A 19,258-nucleotide genomic window follows, 5' to 3' on the forward strand; every position below is an offset into this window, starting at 1 on the left:
CCTCCGTAGCCTGCAGGACATCGTGGATGAGGTTTCCGCTTCGCAGTGCGCGTCGCTGGCAGCCGAGCAGGTACCCAGCCTGGAGCCTCTGCATCGAGAGTGCCAGTACGCCCATGAACCCAAGGGTTCCTGGAGCACGATGCTGCCATCGCAGGCGGAAGGGACAGGTGAAGGCCGAAATCGGTCCCCGCCGGTCAGAGGGTTGCGCCTGCACCCACGCTAGAATGCACGCATGCGCACCGTACATGCCCTCCGCTACATCACGCCCTTGCGGGAAGGTGGCTCCCTGCCAGCCGTGGTCGAGACCGACGACGACGGCATGGCCGTGCTGAAGTTCCGTGGCGCCGGCCAGGGCCCGAAAGCGTTGATCGCCGAGCTGATCGCCGGCGAGATGGCACGCACGCTGGGCCTGCCGATTCCGGAAATCCTGTTCGTCGAGCTGGACCGCGAGTTCGCTCGCACCGAGCCGGACCCGGAAATCCAGGAGTTGATCCGCGCCAGCGAGGGCCTGAACCTGGGCCTGGACTACCTGCCCGGCGCGATCAACTACGACCCGGCAGCGATGCCGGTGGATGCCGACCTGGCCTCGCGCATCGTCTGGTTCGATGCGTTCACCAGCAATGTCGATCGCACCACCCGCAACCCCAACCTGATGGTGTGGCATCGAAAGCTGTACCTGATCGATCACGGTGCGGCCATGTACTTCCATCACGACTGGGCCAACGCCGGCGATGCGTGCGAAAAGCCGTTCGTGCTGATCCGCGACCATGTGCTGCTGTCGTTCGCCAGTCGCATCGCCGAGGTGGATGCCGAGCTGGCCGCGCGCCTGACTGATGCCGAGATCGAGCGCATCGTCGGCCTGGTGCCGGACAGCTGGCTGGTGGACGAACAGGCGTTCGACAGCCCGCAGGCCTACCGGCAGGGCTATATCAACTACCTCAAGCACCGCCTGAAGGTGCGTGCGGTGTTCGTGCAGGAGGCCATCCGTGCCCACGCTGCACACGTATGACTACGCAGTCATCCGCGTGGTACCGCGGGTGGAACGCGAGGAATTCATCAACGTCGGGGTGATCGTGTCCTGCCCCGGCGCACGCCATCTGGAAGCGGCCATCGAGATCGATCCGGCACGCCTGCACGCGTTCGCGCCGGCGCTGGACCAGGAGGCGCTGCAACCGTGGCTGGATGCAATCGTAGCCATCTGCCGTGGCGACGCCAACGCCGGGCCGATCGCGCAACTGCCCGCGCGTGCCCGCTTCCACTTCCTTACCGCCAAGCGCAGCTCGGTGGTGCAGATGTCGAGCACGCATGTGGGCCGCACGGCCGACCCTGCGGGTGTGGTGGAACACTTGATGACGAAGATGGTGCGGGTACCGGAATGACCGGCACCTTCCGCGTTCACAGCGGCACTCTACGCGCGATGTAGTTGACCACGTTGCCGATCGCATCCGGATCGACATTTGCCAGGCCAACGATCACATAGCCCTGTGCGGGCATCACCACAATGGCACTGTTCGATCCGGGCGCACCGCCTTCATGGCCATACTGGTGTTCCCTGCCCTCGCCCTGCACCACGAAGCCGAATCCATACCAGCCCTTGTGGTTCTGCGCGGTGGTGGCCTGCTTCAGCAATGCGGGCGAGACCAGCTTTCCGCTTTGCAGTGCCCCGGCGAATTTCACCATGTCGGCCACCGTGCTGTAGCCACCACCGGCTGACATGCCGCGCCAGGGCAGCGACTTCGTTTCACGGACCCATTGCCCATCCTTCTTCGTGTAGGCGACGGCACGCTGCGGGACGTTCACTGTTTCCGGCTCGAAGCCGGTGCCGGTCATACCCGCCGGGCGCAGGATGTGCTCGTCCATATAGGCGTAGTACGACTGCCCCGAAACCGCTTCGATGATGCGCCCCAATACGATGAAGCCATAGTTGGAGTAGCTGTCCTGGCTGCCCGGCGTGAACTGCGGCGCATCCTTGGCAAAGCGCTGCACGTAGTCATCCAGCGTCTTCAACGACGCGGAATACTGCTCGAAGTCGTCCCCGAAGAAATCACCCAGACCGCTGGTATGTGACAGCAGATGGCGTACGGTCACGCTGTTGGCGACCGCCCTGTTCGGATAGTCCGGCAGGTACTTGCCTATCGTGTCATCAAGGCTGAGCTTGCCCTCCTGCACCAGCTGCAGGATAGCCACTGCAGTGAACATCTTGTTGGAGGACGCAAGGCGGAACTGCGTATCCACGCCCACTGGAATGCCAGCGGTACGATCGGCCTCGCCACCGCGCCAGTCCAGCAGCACCTTGCCGTTCCGTGCCACCTGCAATGCACCCGACAGCGCGTCCTGCGCCCGCAGCGCCTCCAGTTTTGCTGTGGCATCGGCCATCAGCGCGGGCAAAGCAACCCGTTCCGGCTTGTACTTGTCCGGCGTATCAGTGCCCTCGATCTGGAACTGCTTCACGTGCGACGGGTTGGCCGGGTCCATGACCGCCGTCACCCACATCGCACGTTCGCTCAGCTGGCCCATTACCAGCAGCTTCGCCTGGCTGGGCGCGCGCTCGAGTGTTTCCAGCACGTTCAGCGGGCCGGTGCTCTCGCGGAACTCGAGATAGTCCTTGGGAGTGCTGCCCTCCTGCTTCGCATATCTGTCGGCAAATGCCTGCAACCCCTCGAGGCTGCCTGCATTGAAGGCCGCAAGCCAGTCATCGATGGCATCCTGCGCACGTGGATGTTCGCGCTCGGAAGATGCTGCGCCAACTGCCGGAAACGCCGACGTGGCAACCAGGATCAAACAGGCCAACGCATTGCAGAGAAACAGGCGTCCAACAGCCTTCATGTCAATTCCTTTGCGGGTATCCCTGGGCGCATCCTAGACGATGGATCGGCCCGCCGCATCCACGCTAGGGACTCTGCCGCAACACCTCGACGGTGACGTTGAATGCCTCGATGCGCGGCCATTCGTCCCGTTCGTACGGCAGCGACTCCACCCCCATGCCGATCTGATACCGCACCGTATCCGGGCCGTTGCGCCAGTAGTACGGCGCGCCATTGCTCCAGCCGCAACAGACGTAGCGCAATGCAGGCATGCCAAATGTCTCGCGCAGATAGGCTTCCACCTGCGCCGCCTGGGCACCTGAAACACGATAGTGGGCTTCCATGGGTTTGATGTAGGACGCGTCATCCTGGCTGCAACCTACATACTGCAGTCCCGGAGGCTTCCGGCCCATCGCCTGCAGGAAATCCTGGCATCCGATATCAGGTCGCGCCAGGCCATCCGTGCGCCCTTGCACCTCCCACTCGGCCAACGCCTGCGCAGGTATCTGCTGCGCAAGCACGCTGGCGCTGGAAAAGGACGCCAGCAGCAGGAAGCGGGTGGCATGCTGCGGCAACGGGAGAGAGATCACGGGGCGAGTCCTTCGCATGGGAACACGGGAATACTGATCGATGCCACGCTATCGCCGTGCCATCGACTGCTCAGTGAAACGCGCCACGCAGAAGTCCAGGAAGCTGCGCAGCTTGGGGGTCAGCTGGCGGTCGCGCGGATACACCAGGTTGATCCAGGTCGATACCGGCACATGGTCCGGCAGCACTTCCACCAGTTCACCACGTGCCAGCGCAGGGGCGAGCATTTCGTAGGGCTGCAGGATCAACCCCAGACCACCCACGGCCGCTGTCAGCAGCGGCTCGGCCTGGTTGACCATGAAGCGGCTGGACACCGGGACGGTAAGCACGCTGCCATCGGCATCGCGGAAACTCCAGCGCGTGCGGATGATCGAATGCGCGAAGCCCAGGCACTCGTGCCGGCTCAGATCATTGGGATGGGTGATGGCCGGGCGCGAAGCCAGATAGTCCGGCGAGGCACACAGGACCAGCGGATACGGCCCCAGCCGCCGTGCCACCAGCCCGCTGTCGGCCAGGTCACCGGTACGGAACACCAGGTCGTAGCCGTCCTCGACGATGTCCACCAGGCTGTTGGACAGGTTCAGATCGACCTGCACATCCGGGTACTGCTGCATGTAAGCCACCACCGCCGGGCCGAGCGCGTGCACGCCGAAGGTGACCGGCGCGCTGATGCGCAGGCGCCCCATCGGCCGTCCACGCGCCACTTCCGCCAATTCCTCGGCGCCCTCCACTTCCTCCAGGATCACCCGCGCCCGCGCCAAGTAGGCCTGGCCGAAGTCGGTCAGGCTCTGCTTTCGCGTGGTGCGGTTGAGCAGGCGCACGCCCAGATGCTGCTCCAGCGCCTGGATGTGCTTGCCGACCAGCTGCGGCGACAGGTCCAATGCCTCGGCAGCGGCGGCGAAGGAGCCGACCTCGGCCACCTTGGCGAAGGTCCGCAGGGGAACGATCAGGTCCATTGCAAAAAATTGTTTTTCAATGAAACGCCAGATTACCCCTTACTCTGGTTACAGACGACGCGCACAGTAGCGCTCACCCTTTCGCCGGCGCCCTCGTCGGCCCTTTCTCGGAGCCCCCCATGAGCCAGGTTGTCCGCATCCACGAATACGGCACCGCCGATGTGCTGCGCATCGACGATATCGACGTTCCCGCCCCCTCCGCCGACGAAGTCCAGATCCGGGTCAAGGCGATCGGCCTGAACCGCGCCGAGGTGATGTTCCGCAACGGCGCCTATCTGCAGGAAGCGCAGTTCCCCAGCCGGCTGGGCTACGAAGCGGCCGGCGTGGTCGAAGCCATCGGCAGTGCGGTGAGCGGCTTCGCGGCAGGCGATGCGGTCAGCGTGATACCGCCGCTGGACATCGCGCGCTGGGGCACCTATGGCGAGCTGGCCAACGTGCCCGCGCAACTGGTGGTCAAGCATCCGCAGGCACTGGGCTTCGAAACGGCGGCCGCGGTGTGGATGCAGTACGTCACCGCCTGGGGCGCGCTGCTGCAACAGGCACATCTGGCCGCCGGGGATTTCGTCATCATCACCGCTGCCAGCAGCAGCGTCGGCCTAGCCGCGATCCAGATCGCCAACGCGGTGGGCGCCACGCCGATCGCGGTCACCCGTGGCCCGGGCAAGCGCCAGGCGTTGCTCGATGCCGGCGCCGCCCACGTCATCGCCACCCAGGAGCAGGATCTGGTGGCCGAAGTGGCACGCATCACCAGCGGTGCCGGTGCCCGCGTGGTGTTCGATCCAATCGGTGGCCCGCAGTTCGTGCCGCTGACCGAGGCGATGGCGCGTGGCGGCATCCTGCTGGAGTACGGTGCGCTGAGCAGCGAGCCCACCCCGTTCCCGTTGTTCAATGTGCTGGGCAAGTCGCTGACGCTGAAGGGCTATCTGTACTCGGAAATCGTCTCCGACGATGCCGCGTTGGCCCGTGCCAAGGCATTCATCGTCGATGGCCTGGACAAGGGCACGCTGGCGCCGAAAATTGCCAAGGTGTTCCCGTTTGCGCAGATCCAGGAAGCACACCGTTACCTGGAATCGAACGAGCAGATCGGCAAGGTGGTGGTCACGGTGTAATCCCGTGTCGTGCAATGGGGACGGCCCACCGCCCCCATTGCGGTTACCTCGGCAACGCAAACGCAATCACGTAATCGCCGTTCGGGGTTTCCATGAAATGGTGGCCGCCGGCCATGATCACCACGTACTGGCGCCCGCCCTGCTCGTACACCATCGGATTGGCCTGGCCGCCGGCAGGAAGCTTGGCGTGCCAAAGCTCCTTGCCGGTCTTCAGATCGATGGCACGCAGCAGGTCATCGGTGGCGGCGGCGATGAAGATCAGGCCGCTGGCGGTCACTACCGAACCGCCGTTGTTCGGCGTGCCGATCTCGATCGGCAGGCCGGAACGGATGCCGAACGGTCCGTTGCCGCGCGCACTGCCAAACGGACGGTCCCACAGCAGTTTGCCGGTGCGCAGGTCGATGGCACGGATACCGCCATAGGGCGGCTGCTTGCACAGCAGGCCAGTGAACGGCAGCCGCCAGCCGGCGTTGACCTGGATGGCGTAGGGCGTACCCACCTGCGGGTCGCCCGCGCCTTCGGCACCGCCCTTGTCGAACCGGACCTTCTCGCGCGGCAGCCAGCCCAGCCGGTCGGCCTCCGCGCGTGGCACCAGCCGGTTGTAGTTGGGCATGTCGTTGTAGTTGGCCACGATCACGCCGCGGCGCGTATCGATGGACACGCTGCCCCAGTCCGAGCCGCCGTTGTAGCCGGGGTACTCGATGGAATGTCGCTCGCTGCTCGGCGGCGTGTAGAACCCTTCGTAGTACGCCTTGCGGAACTGGATGCGGCAGACCAGCTGGTCAATCGGGGTGATGCCCCACATGTCACGCTCGGTCAGGTCATGTTCGCGGCGCAGCGTGTGGTACAGCGAAAACAGCTGGGTGGGAGAACGCTGCTCGGGTTCGACGCCGCCGACCGGCACCTTGCGCTCTTCGGCGGCAGTCAGGGGCTGGCCGTTGCGGCGATCGAGGATGTACATGTCGCCTTGCTTGGTCGGCAGCAGGATCGCCGGCACCTTGCCCGCCGCCGTCGGGTAGTCGATCAGGCTGGCCTGCGAACCCAGGTCGTAGTCCCACACATCCTTGCGCACCGCCTGGAAATGCCAGACCGGCTTGCCGGTGGCCACGTCGATCGCCACCAGCGAGGTCGCATAGCGATTCTGGTTCTCCGTGCGCGAACCACTCCAATAGTCTCCCGCGGAATTACCCAGCGGCAGGTAGACCAGCCCCAGCGCTTCATCACCGGTGGCGGTGGTCCACATGTTGGGGGTGCCGCGCGTGTAGGTCTGCTCGCGCGGCGGCAGGCCGCTGCGCTCGGGCTGGTCCATGTCCCACGCCCAGCGCAGCTTGCCGGTGATGGCGTCGTACGCCTGGATCACGCCCGACGGCGCATCGCGGCGCTGCCCGTCCAGCACCTGGTGGCCGGTCACGATCACGCCGCGCACGATGGCCGGCGGCGAGTTGATCGACACGTAACCCGGTGGCACCTCGCCCATGCCCAGGGTAATGTCGACCTGGCCGTTGTTGCCGAAATTCGCGCAGGGGCGGCCGCTGTCCGCGTCCACCGCGATGATGCGACCGTCCAGCGTGCCTTCAATGATGCGCGCCCAGCACGCCGGTCGACTGCCCGGTGCAGCGCTGCGGGTGACGCTGGGAGGCGGTTCCGGCAACGCCAGATCAGCGGCAACATCGGCCAATGCTGCGTCGGCAAGGGTCGGCGTGCTGGGCTGCTCGTAATAGCTCACACCACGACAGGCAGCGGTATAGGGAATCGAGGCATCCTTCACCTTTGGATCGAACCGCCACAGTTCCTTGCCGCTGGCAGCATCAAGCGCGATCAGGCGGTTGCGTGCGGTGCACAGGTACAGGCGGTCGCCGATCTTCAGCGGCGTGGTTTCGGCACCCCAGCGCTTCTTCGGCATATCCCCGGTACGGAACTGCCAGGCCGGTTGCAACGTGGCCACATTGGCCGGGGTGATCTGCTGCAGCGGCGAATAGCGGGTGCCCGCATTGCTGCGGCCCCACGCCGGCCAGTCGCCCTCGGCGGGCTGGTCAGCCGGCTGCAGGCCCGTGGTATCGCGCGTAGGTTCCAGTCCGGCGCTGACTGCGCCTTCCGGGAACGGCAGGTGGCCGTCCACTTCCCCATGCGGCGCAAAGGCCAGGCCGAAGGCGGCCACGAACACCAGCATCAGCACGCCCGCCACGCTGCGCGACAGGCGTTTTGAAACCGGCTCGCGAAGCGTTGGCACCAGCAGCGCCAGCACGATGCCGAGCGCAGTCAGCAGCCCGAGCCGCGGTACCCAGCGCCAGTAGTCGCTGCCCGATTCCCACCAGGTCCACAGCAGCGTGCCGAAGAACACCAGCGCATACAGCAGCGCGCCGCTGCAGCGGTTGCCGAACAACAGGATTCCGCTGGCCAGCAGGCCGAGTCCGGCGATGGCGTAGTACGCCGAGCCGCCAAGGCTGAGCAGCCACGCGCCGAGCCCGCCGATGACCAGGCCGAGCACGACCAGCAGCAGCGACAGCACGGTGACGAGGGGATGCCGGGAGGCGCGGACGGGAGCAGGAGCGGACTGCGGCGTGGCGGACATCGTCGATCTCCGGGGGCAGCATGCGCCGTTATCCCACCGCCTGCGTGAAGCGCGCGCGTATGCGTGGCATCCGGATACGACGACGCCGGCACAGGGCCGGCGTCGTCGGGTACCTCAGGCTCGCGGCAGGATCACTCCTGCGCGGCGTCCTCGCTGCTGGCAGCAGCCGGTGCGCCGTCGGTCGTGGCCGGGGCGGCGGCAGCCACCTCGTCCTCGTCCTCGTCGATCGAGGCATCCATGCGCTCCACCGCCTGCAGCTTCTCGTCCTTGGAGAGGCGGATCAGGGTCACGCCCTGGGTGTTGCGGCCGACGCGGCTGATTTCCGAGCCACGCGTACGCACCAGGGTGCCACCATCGGAGATCAGCAGGACTTCGTCGCTGGAGCCCATCAGCACCGCGGCGACCAGCTTGCCATTGCGCTCGGTGGTCTGGATGCCGATCACGCCTTGGGTGCCACGGCCCTTGCGCGGATAGTCCGGCAGCGGGGTGCGCTTGCCATAGCCGTTCTCGGTCGCGGTCAGGATGTACTGAACGCTGGCGTCGTCGGCGCCTTCGATCACCGCATCGCCATTGGCGGCGGCTTCCTCGACACCGCTGTCGTCCTCGTTCTCGTCCTCGATGCCACCGGCACTTTCGGCCACGATCAGGCTGACCACTTCCTCGCCGGCCGGCATCTTGATGCCCCGCACGCCGGTGGCGGTACGGCCCATCGAGCGGACCTTGTCCTCGCCGAAACGCACGGTCTTGCCGTTGGAGGCGAACAGCAGGATGTCGCGCTGGCCGTCGGTCAGGCCGACGCCGACCAGCGCGTCGCCCTCATCGAGGTTGATCGCGATCTTGCCGCGCGCCAGACGGAAGGCGAACTCACCCAGCGGGGTCTTCTTGACCGTACCGTTCTTGGTGGCGAAGAACACGAACTGGCCATCGGCGTAATCGCGCACCGGCAGTACGGCCTGCACGCGTTCACCCGGTTCCAGCGGGATCCAGTTGATGATCGGACGGCCGCGGGCGTTGGAGCCCGCTTCCGGCAGCTGGTAGACCGGCAGCCAGAACACCTTGCCCGAACTGGTGAAGGTCAGCAGCGTGTCATGCGTGTTGACCAGCCACAGCTGTTCGATGAAATCCTCTTCCTTGGTCGCCGCCGCACTACGGCCACGACCACCACGGCGCTGCGCGCGGTACACGCTCACCGGCTGGCGCTTCACGTAACCGGCATGCGACACGGTGACCACCACGTCTTCCGGCGCGATCAGGTCAAGGATGTCCAGGTCTTCTTCGCTGTGGCGGATCTCGGTACGACGCTCGTCGCCGAATTCGGCCTTCACACTGACCAGCTCTTCGCGGATCACCTGCAGCAGGCGGTCGGGATCTTCCAGGATGTGGATCAGCCCGGCGATCACTTCCAGCAGCTGCTTGTACTCATCGGTCAGGCGGTCCTGCTCCAGCCCGGTCAGGCGGTGCAGGCGCATTTCCAGGATCTGGGTGGCCTGGATCTCGGTCAGCTGGTAGCCGCCCTCGATCAGGCCCACGCCCTTGGGCAGGTCTTCCGGGCGCGAGGCTTCGGCGCCGGCGGCACCCAGCATCGCACCGACCAGGCCCGGCTCCCACACGCGGGCCAGCATGCGCTCGCGTGCTTCGTTCGGGTTCGGCGAGGTCTTGATCAGTTCGATCATCTCGTCGATGTTGGCCAGCGCGACGGTCAGGCCTTCCAGCACGTGGGCACGGGCGCGCGCCTTGCGCAGCTCGAACACGGTACGGCGGGTGACCACTTCGCGACGGTGGCGGACGAACGCCTCCAGCATCTGCTTGAGGTTCATCAACTGCGGGCGGCCATCGACCAGCGCCACCATGTTGATGCCGAACACCGATTCCATCTGCGTCTGCTGGTACAGGTTGTTCAGCACAACCTCGGCAGATTCACCGCGCTTGATCTCGATGTAGATGCGCATGCCGTCCTTGTCGGACTCATCGCGCAGCTCGCTGATGCCTTCGATCTTCTTTTCCTTGACCAGCTCGGCGATCTTCTCGATCAGACGCGCCTTGTTCACCTGGTAAGGAATTTCAGTGACGATGATCGATTCGCGGCCGTTGTCGGCCACTTCGATATCGGCCTTGGCACGGATGCGCACGCGGCCACGGCCGGTGCGGTAGCCGGCGACGATGCCGGCGGTGCCGTTGATGATGCCGGCGGTCGGGAAATCCGGGCCCGGGATGTACTCCATCAGGCCGTCGACGTCGATGTCCGGGTTGTCGATCAGCGCGATGCAGGCGTTGATCGATTCGCTCAGGTTGTGCGGCGGGATGTTGGTCGCCATGCCCACCGCGATACCGGCCGAACCGTTGACCAGCAGGTTCGGGAACCGGGTCGGCATGACCGTCGGCTCCAGTTCCTTTTCGTCGTAGTTGGGCTGGAAATCGACGGTTTCCTTGTCGATGTCCGCCATCAGCTCATGCGCCAGGCGCGACATGCGCGCTTCGGTGTATCGCATTGCCGCGGCGGAGTCGCCATCGATGGAGCCGAAGTTACCCTGGCCATCGACCAGCATGTAACGCAGCGAGAACGGCTGTGCCAGGCGCACCAGCGTGTCGTACACCGACTGATCGCCATGCGGGTGGTACTTACCGATGACGTCACCGACGATACGCGCCGACTTGAAGTAGGGCTTGTTGCTGTGCGCGTTGAGTTCATTCATCGCGAACAGCACGCGGCGATGCACCGGCTTGAGGCCGTCGCGCGCATCCGGGAGCGCGCGGCCCACGATCACGCTCATGGCGTAATCGAGGTAGCTCTTGCGCATCTCGTCTTCCAGGTTGACCTGGATGATTTCCTTGGCGGTTTCTGCCATTCGGGTTCCGTTGTCTGGTAGCGGTCCAGTCCGGCGCAGCCCCCTGCGGGAGGGGGTCGTGCCGGAACCTCGATTCAACCTGCGGATATTACCACAACAGGCCGTTTTCCGCCTCCCTTTACGGGTATTTTACCTGCACAAATCAGGAACTTAGGGGGTTGCCGGCCCGCGGCCGGCACCACCGGGGCGGAGGTCACGCGGCCCCTCCCCCGCGCGTCAGCCGCCGAAGGCGGCGCGCATGTTCTCCGGGGTCGGGTTCAGGATCACGCCGCGCTCGGTCACGATGGCGTCGATCAGCTCGCCCGGCGTGACGTCGAACACCGGGTTCCAGGCAGCGATGCCCTCTGCCACCGTGCGGGTGCCGCCCACGCCGTACAGCTCGCCCGGATCGCGCTGCTCGATCTCGATCTGGCTGCCGTCCACGGTCTCCATGTCCACCGTCGAGGACGGCGCCACGACCATGAACTTCACGCCGTGATGGCGGGCGGCGATGGCCAGCTGATAGGTCCCGATCTTGTTGGCGGTATCGCCGTTGGCGCAGATGCGGTCGGCACCGACGATCAGCCACTGCACAGCGCCGGTCTTCATCAGGTGCGAGGCGGCCGAATCGGCGATCAGCGTGGCGTCAATGCCATCCTGCTGCAGCTCCCACACGGTCAGGCGCGCGCCCTGCAGCCACGGACGGGTCTCGCCAGCGAACACGCGGGCAATGCGGTGCTGGGCCATGCCGGCGCGGATCACGCCCAGCGCGGTGCCGAAGCCGGCGGTGGCCAGCGAGCCGGTGTTGCAGTGGGTCAGCACGCCGCTGCCGGCTTCGATCAGGCCCGCGCCCAGCGCGCCCATGTGGCGATTGGCGGCCAGGTCCTCCTCCGCAATGGCCTGCGCTTCCGCCTCCAGCTTCGCCTTCCAGTCAGCACCGGCGGCATTCAGGCAACGGCGCATGCGCGCCAGCGCCCAGGCCAGGTTGACGGCGGTCGGACGCGAAGCGTTCAGACGCTGCAGCGCCGGTTCCAGCTGCTGCAGCGCGTGCGCACCGTCTGCGGCCTGCACGTCACGTGCGGCCAGCACCACGCCCCAGGCGGCGGCGATGCCGATGGCCGGCGCACCGCGCACGGTCAACGCGTGGATGGCTGCAGCCACTTCGTCACTGTCATGGCAGACCACATGCTCGACCACGAACGGCAGCTTGCGCTGGTCCAGCAGTTGCAGGGCATCGCCGGTCCACAGGATCGGACGGATATGGTCGTAACGGGCGTAGTCGATGTCGGAGGCAGTGTTCATGGGCCCATTGTAGGGCCACGCCCCCCGGGGTTGGAGCCCGCCCGGGCTCAATTCACCGAGAACTCGGCGCGGCAGCCACCGTCCACCCAGATGCCGTTGCGGCTCCAGCCCCAGGTACTGCCTTCCTCGCACGGCGTGCTGGACAGCTGCTCGGAGACGGCGGCACCGACCGAGATGCTGGCGCCGCAGAAACGGCGCTTCTTCGACTTCGATTCACAGGTCAGCCGGCGTGGTACGTCAACGAATCGGCCGTCCTCGTCAGCCACTTCGAAATCCCCCTGGCAACCGCGGCTGGTCCAGACTTCATTGCGCTTGTAGCCCCAGCCCTGCCCTTCGCGGCATGGCAGCGCCGACAGCTGGCGCAGCAGGCGTACTGGCGCGCCATCCAGGCGCACCGGGCAGCTCTGCGGGCGACCATTGGATTCACAACGCACCACGCGACGGACCAGGCGCTTGCCCTCGCTTGCTACCGGCACGGCACCCGCAGCGCGGCGTGCGCGGAACTCGGCGCGGCAGCCCAGCGTGACCCACACGCCACTGCGGTCGGTGCCCCATTCGCTGCCACGGATACAGCTGCTGTTGGAAAGCTGGCGCACCAGGTCGACGCCGTTGCTGACATCGATATCGCAATGCACCCAGCCCATATCGCGTGATTCGCAGGTCACCACTTCACCGTCGTAGCCGGCCTGCTGGGCAGATGCCGATGACGGCAACCAGGCACCCCAGAGCGCGATGGAGTAAACCGGTGCAGCGACAACCGCAAACCACTTGACCAAAGCCTTCCCCAGCAGGAATGGATGAACTGCGTGCCAGTGTCCGGCATCTGCCGTGATAAGAGCATCATCCTGCTTACCGAAGCAAGCGCGGAATCGCGGAATTCCGTTCAGTCTTTGACGTTCAGGAACGCAGGTCGCTCATGCGTGGGCAAAGTCGTAGGCCAGCACGTCGGCGATGCGCGGCGTGCGGTTCATCGCCATCAGGAGGCGATCGACCCCCACCGCCACGCCCGCGCACGCCGGCATCGATGGCAGCGCGGCCAGCAGCGCCTCGTCCAGCGCCGGCTGCACCTGGCCACGTTCATGGCGTCGCTGCAGGTCACGCTGGAAGCGCGCGCGCTGCTCGTGGGCGTCGTTCAGTTCGTGATAGCCGTTGGCCAGCTCCACCGCGCCCAGGTACAACTCGAAACGCTCGGCCAGGGGCGGTGTACCGGCACGGATGCGCGCAAGCGCCGCCTGGCTGGCCGGCCAGTCATGGACCACGGTCATCACTGCGTCATCAAACTGCGGCTGGATGCGATGGGTCATCAACAGGTCCAGCCAGTCGTCGCGGGTCAAACCGACCGGATCGATGTGCACATCACCCAGCGCGGCCCGCAATGCAGCCTCATCGGCCTTGAACGGGTCAACGCCCACATGCTGCTGGAACAGCTCGCGGTAGCTCAGCACGCGCAGGGTCGCACTGCGCCCGACCAGCGCCAGCGCCTGGCCGACCAGTTCGGCGGTCTCCTGCACCAGGCGATGATGATCCCAGCCAACCCGGTACCACTCCAGCATGGTGAATTCCGGGTTGTGGCGGCCGCCCGCCTCGCCATTGCGGAACACCCGGCCCAGTTCGTAACAGTCACCCACGCCCGCCGCCAACAGGCGCTTGAGCGGATACTCCGGCGAGGTGCGCAGCCAGCGGCGGCGTCCGCCGGCATCGACATGGCCGGTGAAATCGGTATGGAAGCTGTCGATGTTCGGCTCGGTGTTGCCGGCTACCGACAGGATCGGCGTTTCCACTTCCAGCACATCGCGTTCGGCGAAGAAGCGGCGGACCAGCGCATTGAGCGCGGCGCGCTGCTGCAGCGCGCGCAGCAGGGCCTCGCTCACAGGATGCCCTCCGGGCGCGGGTGGTCCAGCGGCAGGGTCAGCAGATCGCGGGTGTCATCAATGTAACCGCTCGCCAGATAGAGGCGACGGGCCAGCTCGTTGTGGTGGTTCACTTCCAGGCGCAGGCGGCTTACGCCGCGGCCCCGTGCCCGCTGTTCGCAGATGGCCAGCGCCTGCTTGCCGCGGCCGCGACCACGCGCACGATGGCTCAGGTACAGCTCGTCCAGCAGCATGAAGTGGCCGCCCTGCTCCAGGCTGAAGCCCATCGCGATCACTGCGTAGCCGACCACCTCGGCCGCCTCGTCCAGCCACAGCAGCACTTCGCCGTTGCGTGGGTCGGCCAGCAGCGCATCCACGCCGCGACGCACGCGCGCGTCGTCGAAGTCGATCCTGTCTTCGGCATAGAACTCGCGCATCAACGCGATCAACAGTTCTTCGTCGGCACGGGTGGCCAGGCGGAAATCCAGTGGGGCAGTCTGCATCGGTGTTCCTTTGTGCTTCATGCCGGGTGCCGGGCACCCGGCGGCGTCATCATTCGTGTTCGGCAAGATAGGCCAGCAGGCGGTCCTCATCCCACACCGGCACGCCCAGCGACTGTGCCTTGTCCAGCTTGGAGCCGGCCTCGGTACCGGCCACCACGAAGCTGGTCTTCTTCGACACACTGCCGGAGACCTTGGCACCCAGCGCTTCCAGGCGCTCCTTGGCGGCATCGCGTGTGAGCTGGGCCAGGGTGCCGGTCAGCACCACGGTCTGCCCATCCAGCGGACCCGCCACGATCTCGGCCAGCGCCGGCGCCTTGGCCAGGATCTCCCGCATCGCGTTCTCGGCGGCCAACAGCATCGCACCGTGGCCATCAGCGTCGAGCCATTCGGCCAGAGCGCGCGCGGTGTCATCGGGCAGGCCGGCGTTGACGAACTGGCCATGCTCGGCATCGAGCACCGCCTGTGCGCCGGGAAGCGCAGCCACCAGCTTTTCGGCGCGCAGACGGGTGATGCCGGGGATCTCCGACTCGACCAGCAACTGCGCCAGATCCAGCCCGTCGCGCAGCTTGGCACTGGGCGCATGCACGTCGCTGATGCGCACCTGGCCGACCTGCAGCAGGTCATCGATGGCCTGCTGGTTGCCCTGCTGCTCGAAGAAGTGGCCAAGCGAACGCGCCACTTCGCCACCGATGTCCGGCACACGCTTGAACAGCGGCCACGGCAGGTGGCGGATCAGCTCCAGGTCACCGAACCACTGCGCCAGCGCCTTGGCCGTGCTCTCGCCCACGTGCTCGATGCCAAGCGCGAACAGCACGCGCTCCAGCGTGGCCGCACGGCTGGCGTCGATCGCTGCGATCAGGTTGTCGGCCCACTTGGTGGCGATCTTCTTCGTGTTCCATTCGAAGCTGGCCGGCTGCGCCAGCGCCTGCGCGCGCCAGCCTGGATCGTTGCCGTCCAGCTTGAGCACCGCATTGAGCACCGCACCACTGCCCTCGGCGGGAAGGTGCAGCTTCAGCGCCGCTGCCAGCGCCGACGGCTCCTCGGCGTCCAGCACCAGCTTCAGGTGCAGCAGCGTATCGCGGCTGAGCCGGTACAGGTCGGCCACGCTCTTGACGATGCCCGCGTCGACCAGGGTTTCGATGTACTTGTCGCCGAGACCATCGATGTCCATGGCGCGGCGCGAGGCGAAATGGGCAATGGCTTCCTTGCGCTGCGCCGGGCAGGACAGTTCGCCCGAACAACGCCACGCCGCCGCCCCCTCCTCACGCACGATCTCCGAGCCGCACACCGGGCAGCGCGTCGGCATCTGCCACGGCGTGGTGCCCTGCGGGCGGCGGTCGAGAATGACGCTGACCACCTCGGGAATCACGTCGCCAGCGCGGCGCACGATCACACTGTCGCCAACGCGCACATCGAGGCGCGCGATCTGGTCGGCATTGTGCAACGTGGCGTTGGACACGATCACGCCGGCCACAGCCACCGGCGCCAGTCGCGCGACCGGCGTGGCAGCACCGGTGCGGCCGATCTGGATCTCGATCGCCTCCACCGTGGTGCTCTGTTCCTGCGCAGGGAACTTGTGCGCGATGGCCCAGCGCGGCGCACGGGAGACGAAGCCCATCGCCTGCTGACCCGCACGGTCATCCAGCTTGTAGACCACGCCATCGATATCAAACGGCAGGCCGTCGCGGCGTTCACCGATAGTGCGGTAGTAACCGAGCAGGCCGTCGGTGCCCTCCACCACTTTGCACAGCTCACTGACCGGGAAGCCCCAGGCGCCGAGCTGGGCCAGGGTGCCCGAATGGGTGTCCGGCAGCTCGCCGCCCTGCACTTCGCCGGTGCCGTAGGCGAAGAAACTCAGCCTGCGCTGCGCACTGATCTTCGGGTCGAGCTGGCGCAGCGAACCGGCCGCCGCGTTGCGCGGATTGGCCAGCACCTTGCCGCCCTGCAGGCGCGCACGTTCGTTGTAGGCCTCGAAGTCGGCGCGGGCCATGTAGACCTCGCCGCGCACCTCCAGCACATCCGGCCAGTCCTTGCCGTGCAGGCGCTTGGGAATGTCACCGATTTCGCGCAGGTTGGCGGTCACGTCCTCGCCGGTACTGCCATCGCCACGGGTCGCGCCGAGCACGAAATGACCGTCCTCGTAGCGCAGGCTGATCGCCAGGCCGTCCATCTTCGGCTCGGCCGAGAACCGCAGGCTGCGACGCCCCAGGCGCTCATCGATGCGGCGCACGAAATCGGCCACTTCCTCGTCGCTGAAGGCATTGGACAGCGACAACATCGGTACCGCATGGCGCACTTCCGGGAAGCGGCCAGAGGGGCGCGCACCGACCTGCTGGGTCGGGCTGTCGGCACGGGCCAGTTCCGGGTTCTCGCGCTCCAGCGCTTCCAGCTCGCGCACCATCCGGTCGTAGTCGACGTCGGGGATCTCCGGCGCGTCCAGCTCGTGATAGGCGCGGTTGGCCTGGGCGATCTGCCGGCGAAGGTCTTCGGCGCGTTCGGCGGGGCTGGGGCTCATCGGGATCCGGTGGTTCTGGGATGGCCGGGGATTCTACCGCGCCCAGCCGTCAGGCCCTGTAACGCCTCCGCCTTTGCAGCGTCGAGCGTGCTCGACGGGCACTCCCCGCTCCGGCAGGTGCCAACCTTCTCCCTCGTTCCGGCAGGTGCCAACCTTGGTTGGCACATCTGCATGGCGCGACGCCACAAAAAGCAGCTTGCCGCCCACCCTCGCCGGCGCTAGCGTGCGACGGTCTGCCCTTCGGAATCCTGCCCGTGACCCTGCCCGCTTCCCGTCGACGCTTCCTGCAACTGGCCGGAGCCGGCCTCGCCGTCGCCGGCAGCGGGCTGCCGCGGCCCGGCCATGCCCAACCCGCGACAGCCGTCGCCCCGGGCCCCGCCGAAGGTGCGGTGCTGCTGAATTTCAACGAATGCCCCTACGGCCCCTCGCCCGCAGCCCAGCAGGCGGCACGCGACAGCATCGCCGGTTGCGGCCGCTACCGTTTCGCACTGGCCGGTCAGGTGCGCGACGCCTTCATCGAACAGGCGCGCATTCCGGCCGATCACGTGCGGCTCTATCCGGGTTCCAGCGAACCGCTGAACCGTGCCGCCGTGCTGTGGACCGGCCCGCAGGCGGGACTGGTAGTCGCCGATCCGACCTTCGAGACGCTGGGCGAGGTCGCGGCCGCACACGGTGCGCACGTGCAGAAAGTGCCATTGCACGACGACGGCGCACATGACCTGCGCGCGATGGTGGCCGCCGCACACGCGCGCTCGACCGGCCTGCTGTATGTGTGCAACCCGAATAACCCGACCGGCTCGATCAGCCCGCCGGATGAGCTCGCCTGGCTGCTGGCCCACAAGCCTGCGTCCACCCGCGTACTGGTCGACGAGGCCTACCTGCAGTACAGCGAGCAGCCGAGCCTGATCGCGCAGGTGGCGCAGCGCGATGACCTGATCGTGTTGCGCACGTTCTCCAAGCTTTATGGCATGGCCGGCCTGCGCCTGGGCGTGGCGGCCGCGCATCCCGACCGCCTGCGCGAACTGGCCAGCCTGGGCGACAACCCGCTACCCGTGCCAGCACTGGCCGCGGCACTGGCCAGCCTGCAGGATCCTCAGTTGATCGCGCAGCGGCGCCTGCAGAATGCCAAGGTGCGGCAGGCCACCATCGCGTGGCTGGGCAAGCGTGGTTTCAGCTGCGTGCCGTCGGAAGCGAACTGCTTCGTGGTGGATGTGCAGCGCGACGGTGCCGCCTTTGCCAAGGCGATGGCAGACAACGGCGTGATCATCGGCCGCAGCTGGCCGATCTGGCCGCAGCGCGTGCGCGTGAGCGTCGGCACCGAGGACGAGATGGCCACGTTCCGCAAGGCATTTGCCAAGGTCGCCGGCGTACCGGCCTGACCCTGTTGGTGGGGGCGAACCTTTGGTTCGCCCCATCCACGCATAGCGTGGATCTACTGTTGTGGGTGCCGACCGTTGGTCGGCACACCATGGCGCTCACCAGCGCGGGGTCTTGGTCAGCGGCGGCGCCTGGTGCTGGCGATCATAGGCACGCAGTTCGTCACGGATGTGCGCGATGCGCTGCCGGCCGAGAGCGTTGCGGCTGTCGTCCAGCACCACGCCGTCGAGCAGCTCGGCCATGCGCTGCACGGTGGGCAGCATCTTCTCCCAGGCATCCAGCGCGGTCAGCGGCGCCGGCAGGGTCAGGAAGAAGGCGATGGCCGGGGTCTCCATGGCGCGGATGTTGGCCATGTCGAAGCTGCCCGGCTTCATGATGCTGGCCATCGAGAAGATCGGGCCGCGCTCGGGGTGGCCTTCCACCAGGCGGTGGAACACGTTCATGTGGCCGAACACCAGGCCGGTCTTCTCCGCCGCCACCACGATGTCTTCGCCACGCAGCTGTTCGCCGGCGCGAGCGGCCACGAACAGCGACACGATCTTGTCGAAGTCCTGGGTGGCGCGCTTGCCAAGGTCGCTGGCCGCGCCGGCGTCGGTGTCGGCCAGGCCAAGCTCGGCCTGCTCGCCTTCCGAGCCCATGCCCGGCTCTACGCGGCCATCGGCCACAGTGACGCCATCATCGCCCAGCACCGGCTCGCGACGCTCGCCGCCGGTCGGTTCCGCGCTTTCCACGCGACGCCCCTGGGGCTTCTTCTTCGGACGGCCAAACAGGAAGATCGCAGCGATCAACAGCAGGCCGGCGGCCAGGATGCCGATGCGCAACAGTGCCGTGTCGGACATTCGATAGGTTCTCCGGCT

Annotated in this window: 15 protein-coding genes; 4 read left to right on the forward strand and 11 right to left on the reverse strand. The window is 66.6% G+C overall.

From position 1 onward, the window contains the following. Positions 1 to 232 precede the first annotated feature (232 nt). Positions 233 to 1,009: a HipA family kinase gene (locus AC5P9L_RS09945; protein WP_099529913.1), complete on the forward strand. Its 777-nt coding sequence runs from the start codon at positions 233 to 235 to the stop codon at positions 1,007 to 1,009. Beyond that, the gene (locus AC5P9L_RS09950) at positions 987 to 1,379 is read left to right on the forward strand and encodes a DUF3037 domain-containing protein (RefSeq protein WP_099529914.1); all 393 of its coding nucleotides are present in this window, start codon (positions 987 to 989) and stop codon (positions 1,377 to 1,379) included. Before AC5P9L_RS09945 ends, AC5P9L_RS09950 begins: the two co-directional genes overlap by 23 nt. A gap of 16 nt (positions 1,380 to 1,395) precedes the next feature. On the opposite strand, the gene AC5P9L_RS09955 is transcribed toward AC5P9L_RS09950, so the two are convergent. From AC5P9L_RS09955 to AC5P9L_RS09965, 3 genes are all read right to left on the reverse strand, one after another. Continuing rightward, positions 1,396 to 2,826 (reverse strand): serine hydrolase domain-containing protein, encoded by a 1,431-nt coding sequence (locus tag AC5P9L_RS09955; RefSeq protein ID WP_262101917.1) that lies wholly within the window; start codon positions 2,824 to 2,826, stop codon positions 1,396 to 1,398. Positions 2,827 to 2,890: 64 nt separating this feature from the next. Beyond that, complete coding sequence (locus AC5P9L_RS09960; protein WP_262101918.1) at positions 2,891 to 3,394, reverse strand: DUF4952 domain-containing protein; 504 nt, start codon at positions 3,392 to 3,394, stop codon at positions 2,891 to 2,893. 48 nt (positions 3,395 to 3,442) lie between these two features. Then, the gene (locus AC5P9L_RS09965; protein WP_262101919.1) at positions 3,443 to 4,348 is read right to left on the reverse strand and encodes a LysR family transcriptional regulator; all 906 of its coding nucleotides are present in this window, start codon (positions 4,346 to 4,348) and stop codon (positions 3,443 to 3,445) included. Positions 4,349 to 4,467: 119 nt separating this feature from the next. Here AC5P9L_RS09965 and AC5P9L_RS09970 point away from each other — a divergent pair, with 119 nt between their 5' ends. Beyond that, positions 4,468 to 5,457: a zinc-dependent alcohol dehydrogenase family protein gene (locus tag AC5P9L_RS09970; protein WP_005413898.1), complete on the forward strand. Its 990-nt coding sequence runs from the start codon at positions 4,468 to 4,470 to the stop codon at positions 5,455 to 5,457. Between the two features lie 43 nt (positions 5,458 to 5,500). Here AC5P9L_RS09970 and AC5P9L_RS09975 read toward each other — a convergent pair whose 3' ends face one another. The 7 genes from AC5P9L_RS09975 to ligA form a co-directional block, all read right to left on the reverse strand. Beyond that, entirely contained in the window at positions 5,501 to 8,029 is a 2,529-nt protein-coding gene (locus tag AC5P9L_RS09975) for a membrane-bound PQQ-dependent dehydrogenase, glucose/quinate/shikimate family (protein WP_262101920.1), read from the reverse strand. A 131-nt stretch (positions 8,030 to 8,160) separates the two neighbouring features. Then, a complete protein-coding gene (gene gyrA, locus AC5P9L_RS09980) occupies positions 8,161 to 10,875 on the reverse strand; it encodes a DNA gyrase subunit A (protein WP_049460284.1) in 2,715 nt (904 codons plus the stop codon). Between the two features lie 216 nt (positions 10,876 to 11,091). Further along, a complete protein-coding gene (mtnA, locus tag AC5P9L_RS09985; protein WP_495230609.1) occupies positions 11,092 to 12,156 on the reverse strand; it encodes an S-methyl-5-thioribose-1-phosphate isomerase in 1,065 nt (354 codons plus the stop codon). Between the two features lie 47 nt (positions 12,157 to 12,203). Further along, the gene (locus tag AC5P9L_RS09990) at positions 12,204 to 12,932 is read right to left on the reverse strand and encodes a DUF3011 domain-containing protein (protein WP_005410220.1); all 729 of its coding nucleotides are present in this window, start codon (positions 12,930 to 12,932) and stop codon (positions 12,204 to 12,206) included. A gap of 138 nt (positions 12,933 to 13,070) precedes the next feature. Then, positions 13,071 to 14,027 carry an EF-P lysine aminoacylase EpmA gene (gene epmA / locus AC5P9L_RS09995; protein WP_049453818.1) on the reverse strand — a complete coding sequence of 319 codons (957 nt, stop codon included), beginning with the start codon at positions 14,025 to 14,027 and terminating at the stop codon, positions 13,071 to 13,073. Further along, a complete protein-coding gene (locus AC5P9L_RS10000; protein ID WP_005413904.1) occupies positions 14,024 to 14,509 on the reverse strand; it encodes a GNAT family N-acetyltransferase in 486 nt (161 codons plus the stop codon). The genes epmA and AC5P9L_RS10000 overlap by 4 nt, the downstream gene beginning before the upstream one ends. Positions 14,510 to 14,558: 49 nt before the next feature. After that, entirely contained in the window at positions 14,559 to 17,030 is a 2,472-nt protein-coding gene (ligA, locus tag AC5P9L_RS10005; protein WP_181453351.1) for an NAD-dependent DNA ligase LigA, read from the reverse strand. Positions 17,031 to 17,278: 248 nt separating this feature from the next. On the opposite strand from ligA, the gene AC5P9L_RS10010 reads away from it, so the two are divergent. After that, a complete protein-coding gene (locus tag AC5P9L_RS10010; protein WP_043034697.1) occupies positions 17,279 to 18,403 on the forward strand; it encodes a pyridoxal phosphate-dependent aminotransferase in 1,125 nt (374 codons plus the stop codon). 96 nt (positions 18,404 to 18,499) lie between these two features. On the opposite strand, the gene zipA is transcribed toward AC5P9L_RS10010, so the two are convergent. Continuing rightward, positions 18,500 to 19,240, reverse strand: coding sequence for a cell division protein ZipA (zipA, locus tag AC5P9L_RS10015; protein WP_005410225.1), 741 nt, complete (start codon positions 19,238 to 19,240; stop codon positions 18,500 to 18,502). Positions 19,241 to 19,258: the final 18 nt, after the last annotated feature.

This window comes from Stenotrophomonas sp. YJH_SMC_64 (genome assembly GCF_059371375.1).

Coding starts and splice junctions, on each gene's coding strand:
- AC5P9L_RS09945 (WP_099529913.1), top strand. CDS start 233: ATGCGCACCGTACATGCCCTCCGCTACATCACGCCCTTGCGGGAAGGT.
- AC5P9L_RS09955 (WP_262101917.1), bottom strand. CDS start 2,826: ATGAAGGCTGTTGGACGCCTGTTTCTCTGCAATGCGTTGGCCTGTTTG.
- AC5P9L_RS09965 (WP_262101919.1), bottom strand. CDS start 4,348: ATGGACCTGATCGTTCCCCTGCGGACCTTCGCCAAGGTGGCCGAGGTC.
- AC5P9L_RS09970 (WP_005413898.1), top strand. CDS start 4,468: ATGAGCCAGGTTGTCCGCATCCACGAATACGGCACCGCCGATGTGCTG.
- AC5P9L_RS09975 (WP_262101920.1), bottom strand. CDS start 8,029: ATGTCCGCCACGCCGCAGTCCGCTCCTGCTCCCGTCCGCGCCTCCCGG.
- gyrA (WP_049460284.1), bottom strand. CDS start 10,875: ATGGCAGAAACCGCCAAGGAAATCATCCAGGTCAACCTGGAAGACGAG.
- mtnA (WP_495230609.1), bottom strand. CDS start 12,156: ATGAACACTGCCTCCGACATCGACTACGCCCGTTACGACCATATCCGT.
- AC5P9L_RS10000 (WP_005413904.1), bottom strand. CDS start 14,509: ATGCAGACTGCCCCACTGGATTTCCGCCTGGCCACCCGTGCCGACGAA.
- zipA (WP_005410225.1), bottom strand. CDS start 19,240: ATGTCCGACACGGCACTGTTGCGCATCGGCATCCTGGCCGCCGGCCTG.